We start from the raw sequence: 14,797 nt of genomic DNA, 5'->3' as shown, positions 1-14,797 counted from the left end.
AGGGGAATCGTGTTCGACACAGTGCTGGTCGCCAACCGGGGCGAGATCGCCGTCCGGGTGATCCGGACGCTCCGCGCGCTCGGCGTGGGCTCGGTGGCGGTCTTCTCCGACGCCGACGCGGACGCGCGGCACGTCCGGGAGGCCGACACGGCGGTCCGGATCGGCCCGGCGCCCGCCGGGGAGAGCTATCTGTCGGTGGAGCGGCTGCTCGACGCCGCCGCCCGCACCGGCGCCCAGGCCGTCCACCCGGGCTACGGCTTCCTCGCCGAGAACGCCGCCTTCGCGCGCGCCTGCGAGGAGGCGGGCCTGGTCTTCATCGGCCCGTCCGCCGACGCCATCGCCCTCATGGGCGACAAGATCCGCGCCAAGGAGACGGTGGCGGCGGCCGGGGTGCCGGTCGTGCCGGGCTCCAGCGGCAGCGGCCTGACCGACGCCCAACTGGCCGACGCCGCGCGGGAGATCGGCACCCCGGTGCTGCTCAAGCCCTCGGCGGGCGGCGGCGGCAAGGGGATGCGTCTCGTCCGGGACGTCTCCGCCCTGGAGGAGGAGATCGCCGCCGCCCGCCGCGAGGCCCGCGCCTCCTTCGGCGACGACACGCTGCTGGTGGAGCGGTGGATCGACCGCCCCCGGCACATCGAGATCCAGGTCCTGGCCGACGGCCATGGCCATGTCGTCCACCTCGGCGAGCGCGAGTGCTCCCTCCAGCGGCGCCACCAGAAGGTCATCGAGGAGGCGCCCAGCGTCCTGCTCGACGAGACGACCCGCGCCGCGATGGGCGAGGCGGCCGTGCAGGCGGCCCGCTCGTGCGGGTACCGGGGCGCGGGCACGGTGGAGTTCATCGTGCCGGGCGGCGACCCCTCCTCCTATTACTTCATGGAGATGAACACCCGCCTCCAGGTGGAGCACCCGGTCACCGAGCTGATCACGGGCCTGGACCTGGTCGAGTGGCAGCTCCGGGTCGCCGCCGGTGAGCGGCTGGGCTTCACGCAGGAGGACGTACGGCTCACCGGACACGCGGTGGAAGCCCGCATCTGCGCAGAGGACCCCGCCCGCGGCTTCCTCCCCTCCGGCGGCACGGTCCTGCTCCTCCGCGAGCCCCAGGGCGACGGGGTCCGCACGGACTCCGGCCTCTCCGAGGGCACCGAGGTCGGCAGCCTGTACGACCCGATGCTGTCCAAGGTGATCGCGTACGGCCCCGACCGCGCGACGGCCCTGCGGAAGCTGCGCGGCGCCCTGGCGGAGACGGTCACGCTGGGCGTGCCGACCAACGCGGGGTTCCTGCGGCGGCTGCTGGCGCATCCGGCGGTGGTGGCGGGCGAGTTGGACACCGGTCTGGTGGAGCGGGTGGTGGACGAGCTGGTCTCCACGGACGTTCCGCCGGAGGTGTACGAGGCGGCGGCGCTGTTGCGCCAAGCGGCGCTCGCCCCGGAAGCCGGGACCGGCTGGGTGAACCCGTTCGGCGCAGCCGACGGGTGGCGGCTCGGCGGGGCGCGCGCCTGGACGCCGCACCCCCTTCGGGTGCCGGGCCAGGAGCCGGTGACCGTGCGAGTGCGCCGCACCGCGGACGGCAGGACCGAGCTGCTGCCGGACGGCGCCGACACCCCGGTCCGGGCGACTCCGGGAGCCTTCTCGGCGGACGGCCACCGCTTCGCGTGCGAGCTGGACGGGGTGTCGTACACCTTCGCCACGCTGCCGGACGGCACCTGGCTGGGCCGCGACGGTGACGCCTGGCAGGTCCGCGACCACGACCCCGTCGCCGCGTCCCTCACCCGCTCCGCGCACGCGGGCGCCGATTCCCTCACCGCGCCGATGCCCGGCACGGTGACGGTGGTGAAGGTGGCCGTGGGCGACGAGGTGGAGGCGGGGCAGAGCCTGCTGGTGGTGGAGGCGATGAAGATGGAGCACGTCGTCTCCGCCCCGCACGCGGGCACGGTCGCCGAACTCGACGTGACCCCCGGCAGCACGGTCGCCATGGACCAGGTCCTGGCGGTCATCGAGCCGAAGGAGGCGGCGGAGTGAGCACCGAGGGACTGCCCATGGTCGTACCGGCGCCGGATCTCCCGGCCCGGGTGCGCATCCACGAGGTGGGCGCGCGCGACGGCCTGCAGAACGAGAAGACGGCCGTACCGACGGCGGTGAAGGCGGAGTTCGTCCGCAGGCTCGCCGACGCGGGCCTGACGACGATCGAGGCGACCAGCTTCGTGCACCCCAAGTGGGTGCCCCAACTGGCCGACGCGGAGGAGCTGTTCCCGCTTCTCGGCGATCTGGACGCGGACCTCCCGGTGCTGGTCCCCAACCAGCGCGGCCTGGACCGGGCCCTCGCGCTCGGCGCCCGCCGTATCGCGGTGTTCGCGAGCGCCACCGAGTCCTTCGCGAAGGCCAACCTCAACCGCACGGTGGACGAGTCGCTGGCCGTCTTCGAGCCGGTGGTGCGGCAGGCCAAGGACGCGGGCGCGCATGTGCGCGGCTATGTGTCGATGTGCTTCGGCGACCCGTGGGAGGGCGCCGTCCCGCTCCACCAGGTGGTCAAGGTGTGCACCGCGCTCAGGGACATGGGCTGCGACGAGCTGAGCCTCGGCGACACCATCGGGGTCGCCACCCCGGGCCATGTGCTCGAACTGCTCGCCCTGCTCAACGAGTCGGGCGTGCCGACCAACACCCTCGGTGTGCACTTCCACGACACCTACGGCCAGGCGCTCGCCAACACCTTCGCCGCCCTCCAGCACGGTGTGACCACCGTCGACGCCTCCGCCGGGGGCCTGGGCGGCTGCCCCTACGCCAAGTCCGCCACCGGGAACCTCGCCACCGAGGACCTGGTCTGGATGCTGCACGGCCTCGGCATCGAGACCGGCGTCGATCTCGACCGCCTGACCGCGACCAGCGTGTGGATGGCCGGGCACCTGGGCCGCCCGAGCCCCTCCCGAACCGTCCGCGCCCTCGGCAACACGACTCAGCCCGACAAGGACCAGTGATCAGCATGGACCACCGTCTCAGCCCCGAGCTGGAGGAACTCCGCCGTACGGTCGAGGAGTTCGCGCACGATGTCGTGGCGCCGAAGATCGGCGACTTCTACGAGCGGCACGAGTTCCCGTACGAGATCGTCCGCGAGATGGGCCGCATGGGCCTGTTCGGGCTGCCGTTCCCGGAGGAGTACGGCGGCATGGGCGGCGACTATCTGGCGCTCGGCATCGCGCTGGAGGAACTGGCCCGGGTCGACTCGTCCGTGGCCATCACCCTGGAGGCGGGTGTCTCGCTGGGCGCCATGCCGATCCATCTCTTCGGCACCGAGGAGCAGAAGGCCGAGTGGCTGCCCCGGCTGTGCGCGGGCGAGATCCTGGGCGCGTTCGGGCTGACGGAGCCGGACGGCGGCAGCGATGCCGGGGCCACTCGCACCACGGCCCGCCTGGACCCGGACACGAACGAATGGGTGATCAACGGCTCCAAGTGCTTCATCACCAACTCCGGCACGGACATCACCGGCCTGGTCACGGTGACGGCGGTGACCGGCCGCAAGCCCGACGGCAAGCCGCTGATCTCCGCGATCATCGTCCCCTCGGGCACCCCCGGCTTCACGGTCGCGGCGCCGTACTCCAAGGTCGGCTGGAACGCCTCCGACACCCGCGAACTGTCCTTCCAGGACGTGCGCGTGCCCGCCGCCAACCTGCTCGGCGAAGAGGGCCGCGGCTACGCCCAGTTCCTCCGCATCCTGGACGAGGGCCGCATCGCCATCGCCGCCCTCGGCACCGGGCTCGCCCAGGGCTGCGTGGACGAGTCGGTGCGCTACGCCAAGGAACGGCACGCCTTCGGCCGCCCCATCGGCACCAACCAGGCCATCCAGTTCAAGCTCGCCGACATGGAGATGAAGGCCCACACGGCCCGCCTCGCCTGGCGCGACGCCGCCGCCCGCCTGGTGGCCGGCGACCCCTTCAAGAAGGAAGCCGCCATCGCCAAGCTCTACTCCTCCACGATCGCCGTCGACAACGCCCGCGACGCCACCCAGATCCACGGCGGCTACGGCTTCATGAACGAGTACCCCGTCGCCCGCATGTGGCGCGACTCCAAAATCCTCGAAATCGGCGAGGGCACGAGCGAGGTCCAGCGCATGCTGATCGCCCGGGAACTGGGACTGACGGGCTGAGGGACCGGGGCGGCCCGGACGCGGCCGGGCCGCCCACGCTCACCTGTCGACCGGCGCCATCGGCGCGATCGGCGGACATCAGGGGCGCCCGGCGCCTGCTCCGAACTGCGTGCGGTTCAGGCCGATTGGGCGAACCGACCGCTCATAACAGCCCTGACATCGTCCTGCTCGCTGCCGAACAGGCCGAGTTCCTGAGCCCTGGCTCCCAACGCCACGCGCCCCGGGACGTTCCAGCGTTCCATCAGCTGACGCACCCGCCGTTGAACCGTTCGGTGCCCGATGCCGAGTCTTCGGCCGATGGCCGCGTCACCGAGTCCCTGATGCAGCATGCGGACAATCAGCATGTCGGTCTGATCGAGCTGGTCGAGTGACGATGAACGACGCAACGCATATCCCCCAGAGACGGAACCACAGCTACCTCACCGGGCACTCTAATCTCCATGGTTTCCACAAGTCCGTCTTAAAAACTGCCCAAAAGATCACGCAGCACCCAACATCCTCATGGCGTGAATACGCCACGTTCCCGCAGAAGGGAACGCTCAGCGCCTGAGCGCCTCCACGGGCTGGACCCGTGACGCCCTGACCGCCGGGTAGAGACCGGCGAGCAGGCCGGTGACCAGGCCGACCAACGGCGCCGCCGTCACCGTCGCCGGGTGGACGACAGGTGTCCACTCGCGGAAGACGGCCACGGCGACCACCGTGATCGTGCCGATCGCGGTGCCCAGCAAGCCGCCCAGCGCTCCCAGCGCCCCCGACTCGGCGAGGAACTGGCCGGCGATGTGGCGCCCGCGCGCCCCGAGAGCCCTGCGCAGACCGATCTCCCCGGTGCGTTCGAGTACGGCCACCAGCGTGGTGTTGGCGATCCCGACCGCGCCGATGACCAGGCAGATGGAGGCGAGCAGCAGGAACAGCTGGTCGAGGTCGGAACCGACCGACGTCCGCAGCTGTCTGGGGTCCGGAGGAGCGATCGCGCGGAAGTACTCCGGATGGTCGGGGCGCAGTGCCAGTGCCGCCTCCGCCGCGATCTGCTGGGCGGCACCGGTCCGGGTGGAGATCAGCATCGTGGGATCCGAGGCGGTCTCCTCGCCCCAGACACGTTCCGCCGTGGTCCTGGGCACGACCACGGAGAGCAGGAGGTCGGCCTTGCGTTCCACATCGCCGACGATGCCCACGACGGAGAAGGCTTCCCCGTCGATGAAGATCGCGGGAGCGTTCTCCAGTGTGGTGATGCCGAGTTGACCGGCCACCCCCTCGCCGATCACCGCCACCGGAGCGGCCGTGCGCTCGGCGAACCCGTCGTAGACACGTCCTTGGACAAGACTGGGCACCGCCGCCGCGAGAACTCCCGGAGAGGCGGCCACCACCTTGGTGCGGGAGGTCGAGCCGGGGGCATCGGCCTGCGGCGAGGCGCTCACCGTGGCGTCGTCCGGCAGCCGGACGGTGAAGTACACGCCCGCGTGGTCCACGCCGTTGAGCCGCCCGATCCGCTGGTCGGCGTCCTCGGGGAACGCGACGTTCACAAACTCGTTCTGCTTCCTGGCGTTGTCCTCGACCGTCACTTCGGTGGCACTCAAGCCGCTGAAACGGCTGTCGATCTGCGACGACGCCGTGGCCGTCAGGCCCAGCACGGCCACGAAACTGCCCACGCCCAGTACGGTGCCGAAGGCGGTCAGCAGGGACCGGGCCGGGCGCTGCAGGATGCCCGCCGCCGCCTCGGCGCACAGGTCGCGCAGCCGCAGTACGGACGGGGAGATTCCCGCACCGCGCGGTGTTCCGGGTCTGGTCATGCCCTCTCCTCACCGCGCCGCGGCGGGCACGGGCTCACTCAGTACGCCGTCGCGGATCGTGATGCGGCGCGACCCCCGTACGGCGACGGCGGGATCGTGAGTGATCACGACGAGTGTCATTCCCTGGTCGTTCAGTCCGTCGAGCAGTGCCAGTACGGCGTCGGCCGTCGCGCTGTCGAGGTTTCCGGTCGGCTCGTCGCACAGGAGCAGCGCGGGCCGGACCACCAGGGCCCGTGCGATCGCGACGCGCTGGCGCTCGCCTCCGGAGAGCCGGCCGGGCAGCGCATCGAGCCGATGGCCGAGACCGACGCTGTGCAGCGCTTCCCGGGCCCGCTCGGCCCGTTCCCGGCGCCGCACCCCGGCGTACACCATCCCCAGCTCGACGTTCTCGTGCGCGGTGCGGTGGGGCATGAGATGGAAGGACTGGAACACGAAGCCGATACGGCGGCCTCGTACGGCGGTGCGTTCGGCGTCGGCGAGACAGCCGACGTCGACGCCGTCGAGGAGGTACTGCCCCTCGGTCGGCGTGTCGAGGAGCCCGGCGATATTGAGGAAGGTGGACTTCCCGGAGCCGGAAGGGCCGGACACGGTGACGAAGTCCCCCTGCCGCACCGACAGACTCGCGGACCGCAGGGCCGTCACCGGTGGCGGCCCCGGGTAGGTGCGGCCGACGGCACGGAAGTCCAGCACCGTGTCACTGCCGACAGGTTCCGGCACTGGCCGCCTCCGCCGCAGGAGCCGCCTCATCGCGGGCCACCTGTGCCGCGCAGCCCGACGATCACGCGCTCTCCCGGCCGAAGCGCGGCCTGTCCGCCGACGGGAACCACCGCGACATAGCCGTCGCCCTGGGTACCGCACCGGACTTCCACCCGTCTGCGGGTGGTGTTCGTTTCGAGGACGGTGACGGACGTCCTGCTGTCGGCCCCGGCGGAGACCGCCGTGATCGGCACCACCAGGGCGCGGCCCTCGGTCGAGGCCGACTCGATGGTCAACCGCACGCCCTGCCCGGCGGAGCCCGCCGTGAGTGCCTTGTCCGGCTTGACCACCAGCCGGTAGGAGCCGGGCGGGGGCACCTCGCCGCCCGTGGCGTCCTCGCCCTCCGCGGCCTTCCCCGACTCCGGCGTATCGGCCACCGAGGCCACCACGGCACCGGTCTCCTCGCCGCTGAGCTCCGACAGGATCTGCACCGCCCGTCCGGCACCGACCAACTTCCGCTGGTGCTCCGGGAGATACCCGTGGACGACCAGTTCACCGGCCGACAGCCGCAGCACGGAGCCCGACACGCGCGAGCCCACCGTGCCGGTGACCGAGTCGACGAAGGCCGGGAATCCGCGGACGAAGACCACCTCGCCCATGGACAGCATCGGCCCCGACACCGCCTCCGCCTCGGCGAGTTCGGCGCGTGCGTCGGCGAGGTCCTGCTCGGCCCGGCGCCGGGTGACCGCGGCGCTGCCCTGCCCGGTGCCCCCGTCGACGTGCTGCCCGGTTCCCCGGTCGGCGTCCTGAAGAGCGCGCTCGGCCTGCCGTACGGCGTCCCGCGCGGCGTCGAGCCGGTCTCCGCCGTCGGCCTCGGCCCGCCGTGGCTCGTAACCGATCGAGGAGTAGTACCCGGCCAGTGCCGACTTCGTGCCCGCGCCGAAGACGCCCTTCGGGTCCGCCCCCGTGCCATGGCCGAGACCGCGCAGGGCCGACTGCAACTGCGCCACGTCCCGGCCCTCGGCGCCGGGCTTGAGGTCGCGGTACACGGGGATGTCTCCGGGCAGTACGAACACGGGGCGGCCGGAGACCTCCAGCACCACCTGACCGGCCTTGACGCGCTGGCCGGCCTTGACCGGCACCCTGGTGACCACGGGGGCTCCGGCCCCGTCCCCGCCCGAGCTCTGCGGCGCCACCTCTACCGTCTGCCCGGCGCGTACCGTGCCTCGCAGGACGACCGTGTCCTTCAGCACGCGGTGTTCCACCGGCGCGGTGAGCACGTCGGCCTCAGGTGGCGCGGTCTCCGCCGCGGCCTGGGCCGGGGAGCGGATCAGCTGAGCGGCGGCGACCCCCGCGCCGGTGAGCAGCACGGAGGCGGCCGTCATCCCGGCCAGCCACCGCCAGCGCCTGGTCAGCCCGGCGTGACCGGGCTCCGGTCCCCCGGCGAGTTCGTCGCCCGGCAGCGGCTCGATGTCCGAGAGGTCGTTCGTCCCGGCGTTGTCTTTCATCCCGGCCAACTCCTCAGGAACCGGACCCGGTGATGCGTGCCGCGGCCTTCAGCGCCCGCTCGAGCACCTGGTCGGCCGCCTTGAGTTCCTGGGCGTGCTTCTCGCCCAGTTGCCGCTGCAGCGCGGACTCCTCCTTGAACCAGACATCCGCCACCTTGTACGTGTCCCGGCACTTCAGGTCGGCCAGGGCGGTGGCGATCTCTTCGGGTCCGGCCGTCGGCGCGCCGAACGCGGGGTCGTTCGGGGCGTCCAGGGGCTCGTCGTAGGTGTAGCCGCTGTCGGCCATGCACTTCGACCAGGACCGGAAGGCCTTCCGTACCGGCTCGGCCCGCTGCGCCTTCGTGTACGCCTCGTTGCTCAGGTCCATGGCGAGCGTGGACAGGGGGTGCAGGGAGCCGTAGATCCGGCGGTACGCCTCCCCGCCGCAGCCGTCCTCGGGAAGCTTCGCGCCGACGGCCGAGCCGTCCCGCTTCCCGGTCATGGCCGCCTCCTCCTCGGGGCCGAGCTCGGACGCCTCCATAAGGCGCTGCGTCTCCCGCTGGTACGCGCGCATGTCACCGGCGGGCTTGTATCCGTACGTGGCGGCGACGTGCCGGTCGTGGATGCCGTACCGGAGGTCGGTGAGCGTGTCCGGGCCCATGTCCGGCAGCGGTTCGGCCGGGTGGTAGTCGAACCCGAACTTCTTCATGCACACGGACTTGGCCTGCTCGATGGCGTCGAAGAGCAGGTCCTCCTGCTCCGGGTCCGGCATGTACGCCTGGAGCGGGAGGACCCAGGTGGCCGGGTTCGCGGGGTCGGCGGCACGGCCGGCTCCCGGGTCGGAGCCGGTTCCTGCGTCCTGGCCGCCGCACCCCGCCGCGAGCGGCAGGGCCAGCGCGAGGGCCAGCACGGGGCGCATCCGGCGGAGTGCGCCCCGTGCTCGCGTCGTTCTCAGCACCACTGGAAGGAGGCGTTCTGGTTGTAGGTGTTCACCAGGTTCCGGCTCACCGGGGCGGGAACCGCGGGCTGCAGCGCGTCCTTCGCCCCGTTGAACCAGCTGTTGTAGTACACGCACGCGCCGTACGACGTGTGTCTGTTGTGCGCCGACGCGGCGTTGTTCTTCACCTTCTGCAACCCGCCGGCACCGTTGTCGCAGAACACGAGGGGCTTGTATCCCTGACCGCTGTACACGGAGTCGAAGTTGGCGACGGCGTAGCCGAAGTCACGCCAGGCACCCTTGTTGTCGGAGTTGTAATGCAGCTCGAACTTGAAGTTGTTTCCCGACTCACAGGCCAGCATCCAGTTCTTCAGGTCCAGCTGGTCCTCGGCGTGCGCGGGATTTCCCGTGAAAACCAGCATTCCGGCGGCAACCGATGCGGTCAGGGCTGCGCTGAAGGCTCGCATATTTCATCTCCTCGGGCTGGGTCGAGCGTAGATCCTGGCATCACGAGAAGCGGCTGCCAATGAATGTGACGTCATTACGCCACCCCGCCGACCCCACGTTCACGGCGCATCGGCGCAATTACGCCAGAGCCTTCCCACCCCGGGCCCGGCTGGCAAAGAATCAACAGCCGCTGCGCACACGACGGGTCAACCGCGTCGCCTCCGCGCCCGGCATTCCCTCTCAGCGAAAGCGAGCTTCGGCATGGCCGACGAGATGGTAATCCGCGCCCAGCGCTTCATCAATACGACATATCCCAACATGCTGGGCATAGAGCCGCTGGAGGAGAACGGCCAGACGAGCTGGACCGTGATGTACGCGCTCACCCGCGCCCTCCAGCTCGAACTCGGAATCAGCTCGCTCTCCAACACCTTCGGACCGACGACTCTCAACACCCTGCAGTCGAAGTATCCCGTGCTGAAGAACGGGAATGTCCCGTCGGCCAATTTCGCCCGTATCATCCAGGCCGGGCTCTACTGCAAGGGCTACGACGGCGGCGACATGGACGGGACGTACAACAGCCGCGTCGCCGACTCGGTGCGCAAGCTGAAGATCGACATGGGTGTGCTTCCGTCGTTCCCGGACGAGGGCGCCCTCTACCCCAAGGTCTTCAAGGCGCTGCTCAACATGGACCCCTATGTCGTGGTGAACGGCGGCAGTTCGACGATCCGTGATATCCAGCAGTGGCTGAACGGCCGTTACATAGGGCGCCAGGACTTCTTCATCGTGCCGTGCGACGGCCACCACTCGCGGACCGTGTCCTCGTCCATGCTGTACGCCATCCAGTACGAGCTCGGCATGGCCGACGGCACCGCCAACGGCGTGTTCGGCCCGGGGACCAGGTCGGGCCTGGCCGACCACACGCTCTCCGAGGGGTCCGCGGGCACCTGGGCGCAGCTGTACAGCGCCGCGCTGATCCTCAACGGCCGTTCGGCGACGCCCTTCACCTCCCTCTTCAACAGCACGGTCGCCAGTGAGACGGCCGCGTTCCAGGCGTTCGTGAAGCTCCCGGTCACCGGCAGGGGCGACTTCTCCACCTGGGCGTCCCTCCTGGTCTCGTACGGCGACCAGAACCGCAGGGGCGAGGCCTGCGACGGCGTCACGAAGATCACCGCCGCCCGCGCGGCGGCCCTCAAGGCCGAGGGCGTCAAGTACATCGGCCGCTATCTGATCAATGCCACCGGCGGAAAGCCCTACGAGAAGGAGATCCAGGCCGGCGAGCTCCAGACCATCGCCGAGAACGGGCTGCGCTGCTTCCCGATCTGGCAGACCTACGGCCGCGACGCCAGCGGCTACAGCTACCCCTCCGGGAGCGCGGACGGTCTCGCCGCCATCGCCGCCGCCCAGCGCCACGGCTTCAAGAACGGTGCCCGGATCTTCTTCGCGGTCGACTTCGACGCCTACGACTACGAGGTGACCGACAGCGTCCTGCCCTACTTCAAGGGTGTCCAGGACGCCCTGGCGATGTACAACAACCCTTACCGGGTCGGTGTCTACGGGCCGCGCAACGTCTGCATCCGGGTGTCCGAAGCGGGCCACGCCACGGCGAGCTTCGTCTCCGACATGTCCAGCGGTTTCTCCGGCAACTACGGCTATCCGCTACCGGCCAACTGGGCCTACGACCAGGTCGTCACGCGGGTGCTCGGCTCGGGCGACGGTGCCATCGAGGTCGACCACAACATCGCCTCGGGGCGCGACATCGGTGAGGGTTCCTTCAACGCGTCGTACCTCGACAGCGACCCGGACACCGCGTTCAACTTCTCGTCGTACTACGACATCCTGCACGCCGACATCAGCACCTACATGCAGCAGATCGGCTTCCCGGACTCGGACATCACCCGGATCTTCACACACACCGAGTGTCTTGAGACGATCATGTCCCACGACAGCCTGATCACCCAGCTGTCGAACGCGTACAACATGCGCAAGGCGCTGATCCAGACCTCGGCCTACTGGGAGATGCGCCACTACGACGTGGTCGACCTCGGCGTCGATGCCGCCGTCACCCTCTACCACACCGGAAGCGGGGCGGACGGCATCGTCCCCAAGCGCGACTCCTCCACCGGTATCGCGCAGATCAGTGGTGAGGTGGGCATCCGTGCCTGGAACCACTGCATCCAGGCCGGCATCGTCCAGGGCACCATCCTCGACCCCGCCAAGGACCCCGACATCTGGACCATGTGGCACAAGGTCAACCAGGACAACGCCTACTCGATCCGCACCGTCCCCCTCATCCACCTGTGGGACGCGTCCGGCAAGGCGGGCGGCCAGAACCCGCCGAGCGGTGAGAGCGTCATGCGCACCATGAGCCTGGACTACACCCAGTCCGAGATCTTCCAGGTCCTGCGCCGCTATCAGGGCTGGGGCAACGAGGCCGAGGCGCACGCGAACAAGCGCATGGCGCTCTACCAGCTCTTCGAGAAGTACAACGGACTGTCCCGGCGGTAGTCCGGCACGGTCAGACACATCTGCAGTCAGGAGCACCATGTCCACGGACCCGTACGAGGGGCACAACCCCTTGGCGCTGCTTCTCCTCGTTCTTCTCGGCCTGTCGGCCGCCGCCGCACTGGCCGTCTACGGCTTCGCGACGGTGGCCCGCCACGGCGTCAGACGGGCGGGCCTGCTGGTCCAGCTGCGCTCGTTCGCGGCGCTCGCGGGGGCCGGCGCGGCCTGCCTCTACGCCTGGGGTGCCCTGCATCTGCTGACGCTGGACGAGACGGGACGGGACCTCGGCTGCAAGGCGGCGGTGGGTCCGGCGCGGGTCCTGGAGATCGATTCCTACCGGCCCACCTACATCCCCCTCGGCCTCGGCTGCCATGTGAAGAGCGGTACCACCTATTCGATCGGCGTGCCCGGCTACATCAACCCCGCGGTGGGCGCTCTCGCACTCGCCGCCGTCGCGCTGGGCGGTTTCAGCCTGCTGGAAACCGAGCGCCGGGCCACTCGGGACTTCAAGAGAGAGACAAGGCGTTCATGACTTCTTCCCGCCGCACGCTTTCCCGCCGTACCTTCCTCGCCCGGACCGCAGTGATCGCGGGCGCCACGGCAGCGGCCACGCTGCCCTTCTCCGAGTACCTCGCCTCGCCCGCGCACGCGGCGAACCGATACGCCCAGCCGAAGCACCTCAGGGACGCGGCCCGCCGTGCGCTGGCCCGTGGCAAGCGCACCCAGTCCGGCAAGCCGAGCCCCAACGGCTGGGAGATGGAACTGACCACCGACAAGGGCGGGTTCGTGTGGACCCGGCCGGTCCCCGGCACCCCCGTCAAGGGCGTCGCCGTACGGATCGGCGACGTGGAGACCGTGCTCGTTCACGTCATCCGCCGGTTCCACTACGAGGTGGACGAGCTGCGCGGGGGCGATGTGGTCGGCTGGCGCAGCCCGAGCACGGTGCGCGGCAGGCTGTCCGAGGCCAACCAGGCTTCCGGGACCGCGGTACAGATCCGTCCGGAGCACTACCCGAGCGGTGCCAGAGGCGGCTTCTTCACCCCGCAGCAACTGGTGATCCGCGACATCCTCGCCGAACTCGAAGGCGTCGTCCGCTGGGGCGGGGACGACAAGACGCCCGACGAGTCGCTGTTCTACGTCGCGGTGAAGCCGGGCAGCCCGCTGCTGGCCAAGGTGGTCGCCAAGCTTCGCGGTTGGGAGAAGCAGCCCGGCAAGGGCGCCGGCGCCCCGGTGGACGTACTGTCCGGCAAGCGCCGCGACGCGGCCAAGGCCCTGGCTCGCGAACAGAAGACGGCCGCGTAGTCGCCCACCGGCCGGGACAACCGCACGAGTCAGGCCCAACGACCGTTCACAACGACGGAGTTGGGCCTGGCTCCGTGTCAATGCAGGTCCGTGGAAGGTTCACCGGTTTCGTCACAGAGGAGCCGATCACTGGACAAGATATGAGGTTAGGCTAACCTACTTTCGAATTGTCCGGCGGGCGCTCCGCCCCCTTCGAAAGCAGCATGCCCATGCCCAACGTCCGTGCCACCCACCTCACCCGCCGCGGCATACTCGCCGCTGGTGGTGCCCTCGGTCTCGGCGCCGTGCTCGCGGCCTGTGGGGATGACGACGCCAAAAGCGGTGGCTCGGCAACCGGGTCGACGTCCGGCAAGGCGTCGGGCCCCTGGTCGTTCAAGGACGACCGCGGCACGACCGTGAAGCTGGACGCCGTCCCCTCGAACATCGTCGCGTTCGTCGGCGTCGGCGCCGCCCTCTACGACTACGGCATCCAGGTCAAGGGCGTCTTCGGCCCGACCAGGACCAAGGACGGCAAGGCCGACGTGCAGGCCGGCGACATGGACATCAGCAAGGTCACGGTCCTTGGCAATGTCTGGGGCCAGTTCAACGTGGAGAAGTACGCGGCCATGGCGCCGGACGTGCTCATCACCACGGTGTTCGACTCCTCCGGCACCCTCTGGTACGTGCCGGAGGAGTCCAAGGCCAAGATCGCCAAGATCGCCCCGAGCGTGGGCATCGCCGCCTGGAACCGCCAACTGCCCGTGTCCCTGGAGCACATGGCCGCACTGGCCAAGTCGCTGGGCGCCGACCTGAAGGCGCCGAAGGCCGTCGACGCGAAGACGAGGTTCGAGGCCGCCGCCGAGCGGCTGCGCAAGGCCGCGAAGGCCCGCCCCGAGATCAAGGTGCTGGCCGGCTCGGCCGCCCAGGACGTTTTCTACGTCTCCGGTTCGCACTACTCGATCGACCTGGAGTACTTCAAGGCCCTCGGCGTGAACCTCGTGGAGCCCCCGGAGAAGGCCAAGAAGTCCACCGGTGGCTGGTACGAGACCCTGAGCTGGGAGAACGTCGACAAGTACCCCGCCGACGTGATCATCATGGACGACCGCGCCTCGACGATCCAGCCTGCGGACATCACCAAGGCGACCTGGAAGAAGCTCCCCGCGGTCAAGGCCGGCCAGGTCATCTCCCGCTCTCCCGAGCCGATCCTCTCCTACGACAAGTGCGTCCCGCTTCTGACGAATCTCGCCGAGGCCATCGAGAAGGCCAAGAAGGTCAGCTGACCTCCCGCTCCCCCGTCTCCTGAACCCGGCCGCCCGGGAAAGCACCCGGAGAGCCGGGCCGGGCTCAGGAGACCGCGGCGCGGCAGCCGAGTCACCTCGCATCTGCTCCTCGCCTCGGCGCGGACGGGCGGCGTCGGGGCTCGGGCCGCCGCCGTTCCGGTCACCCCCAGAACCGCCGCCCTCCGCGGACCGGACTCCTGCCGCATACCGTGGGCGGGAGTCCGGTCCGCGGAGGGCGGCCA

Annotated in this window: 13 protein-coding genes; 7 read left to right on the top strand and 6 right to left on the bottom strand. The window is 70.1% G+C overall.

Going from position 1 to position 14,797, the window contains the following annotated elements; genetic code table 11:
• Nucleotides 1–9: 9 nt before the first annotated feature.
• From B079_RS0106545 to B079_RS0106535, 3 genes are read left to right on the top strand one after another with little or no spacing between them, the layout of a single operon-like run.
• A complete protein-coding gene (locus tag B079_RS0106545; protein ID WP_018544976.1) occupies nt 10–2,019 on the top strand; it encodes an acetyl-CoA carboxylase biotin carboxylase subunit in 2,010 nt (669 codons plus the stop codon).
• Nucleotides 2,016–2,972 (top strand): hydroxymethylglutaryl-CoA lyase, encoded by a 957-nt coding sequence (locus tag B079_RS0106540; RefSeq protein WP_018544975.1) that lies wholly within the window; start codon nt 2,016–2,018, stop codon nt 2,970–2,972. The genes B079_RS0106545 and B079_RS0106540 overlap by 4 nt, the downstream gene beginning before the upstream one ends.
• A 5-nt stretch (nt 2,973–2,977) precedes the next feature.
• A complete protein-coding gene (locus B079_RS0106535) occupies nt 2,978–4,138 on the top strand; it encodes an acyl-CoA dehydrogenase family protein (RefSeq protein ID WP_026248418.1) in 1,161 nt (386 codons plus the stop codon).
• Nucleotides 4,139–4,254: 116 nt separating this feature from the next.
• Here the strand turns inward: B079_RS0106535 and B079_RS0106530 are convergent, their stop codons facing one another.
• The 6 genes from B079_RS0106530 to B079_RS0106505 all read right to left on the bottom strand — a co-directional run bounded on the left by B079_RS0106530 (nt 4,255) and on the right by B079_RS0106505 (nt 9,512).
• A complete protein-coding gene (locus B079_RS0106530; RefSeq protein WP_234016774.1) occupies nt 4,255–4,467 on the bottom strand; it encodes a DNA-binding response regulator in 213 nt (70 codons plus the stop codon).
• A 210-nt stretch (nt 4,468–4,677) separates the two neighbouring features.
• The gene (locus tag B079_RS0106525; protein WP_018544972.1) at nt 4,678–5,925 is read right to left on the bottom strand and encodes an ABC transporter permease; all 1,248 of its coding nucleotides are present in this window, start codon (nt 5,923–5,925) and stop codon (nt 4,678–4,680) included.
• Nucleotides 5,926–5,934: 9 nt separating this feature from the next.
• Nucleotides 5,935–6,672 carry an ABC transporter ATP-binding protein gene (locus tag B079_RS0106520; RefSeq protein WP_051095008.1) on the bottom strand — a complete coding sequence of 246 codons (738 nt, stop codon included), beginning with the start codon at nt 6,670–6,672 and terminating at the stop codon, nt 5,935–5,937.
• Nucleotides 6,669–8,129, bottom strand: coding sequence for a hypothetical protein (locus tag B079_RS0106515; protein ID WP_018544970.1), 1,461 nt, complete (start codon nt 8,127–8,129; stop codon nt 6,669–6,671). Before B079_RS0106515 ends, B079_RS0106520 begins: the two co-directional genes overlap by 4 nt.
• 13 nt (nt 8,130–8,142) lie before the next feature.
• Nucleotides 8,143–9,027 carry a hypothetical protein gene (locus B079_RS0106510; protein ID WP_018544969.1) on the bottom strand — a complete coding sequence of 295 codons (885 nt, stop codon included), beginning with the start codon at nt 9,025–9,027 and terminating at the stop codon, nt 8,143–8,145.
• A gap of 32 nt (nt 9,028–9,059) precedes the next feature.
• Nucleotides 9,060–9,512, bottom strand: a complete 453-nt coding sequence (locus tag B079_RS0106505; protein WP_037801303.1) for a hypothetical protein — start codon at nt 9,510–9,512, stop codon at nt 9,060–9,062.
• 241 nt (nt 9,513–9,753) lie between these two features.
• On the opposite strand from B079_RS0106505, the gene B079_RS0106500 reads away from it, so the two are divergent.
• The 4 genes from B079_RS0106500 (at nt 9,754) to B079_RS0106485 (ending at nt 14,555) form a co-directional block, all read left to right on the top strand.
• Entirely contained in the window at nt 9,754–11,997 is a 2,244-nt protein-coding gene (locus B079_RS0106500; protein ID WP_018544967.1) for a glycoside hydrolase domain-containing protein, read from the top strand.
• Between the two features lie 37 nt (nt 11,998–12,034).
• Nucleotides 12,035–12,526, top strand: a complete 492-nt coding sequence (locus B079_RS0106495; protein WP_018544966.1) for a hypothetical protein — start codon at nt 12,035–12,037, stop codon at nt 12,524–12,526.
• A complete protein-coding gene (locus B079_RS0106490; protein WP_026248416.1) occupies nt 12,523–13,296 on the top strand; it encodes a twin-arginine translocation signal domain-containing protein in 774 nt (257 codons plus the stop codon). The genes B079_RS0106495 and B079_RS0106490 overlap by 4 nt, the downstream gene beginning before the upstream one ends.
• Before the next feature lie 209 nt (nt 13,297–13,505).
• Nucleotides 13,506–14,555, top strand: a complete 1,050-nt coding sequence (locus B079_RS0106485; RefSeq protein ID WP_026248415.1) for an ABC transporter substrate-binding protein — start codon at nt 13,506–13,508, stop codon at nt 14,553–14,555.
• The last annotated feature ends 242 nt before the right edge of the window (nt 14,556–14,797 follow it).

Source organism: Streptomyces sp. LaPpAH-108, from assembly GCF_000373625.1.
Lineage (GTDB): Bacteria > Actinomycetota > Actinomycetes > Streptomycetales > Streptomycetaceae > Streptomyces.
The sequence above is the reverse complement of the archived record's forward strand: the minus strand, read 5'-3'. Positions and strand labels throughout refer to the sequence as shown.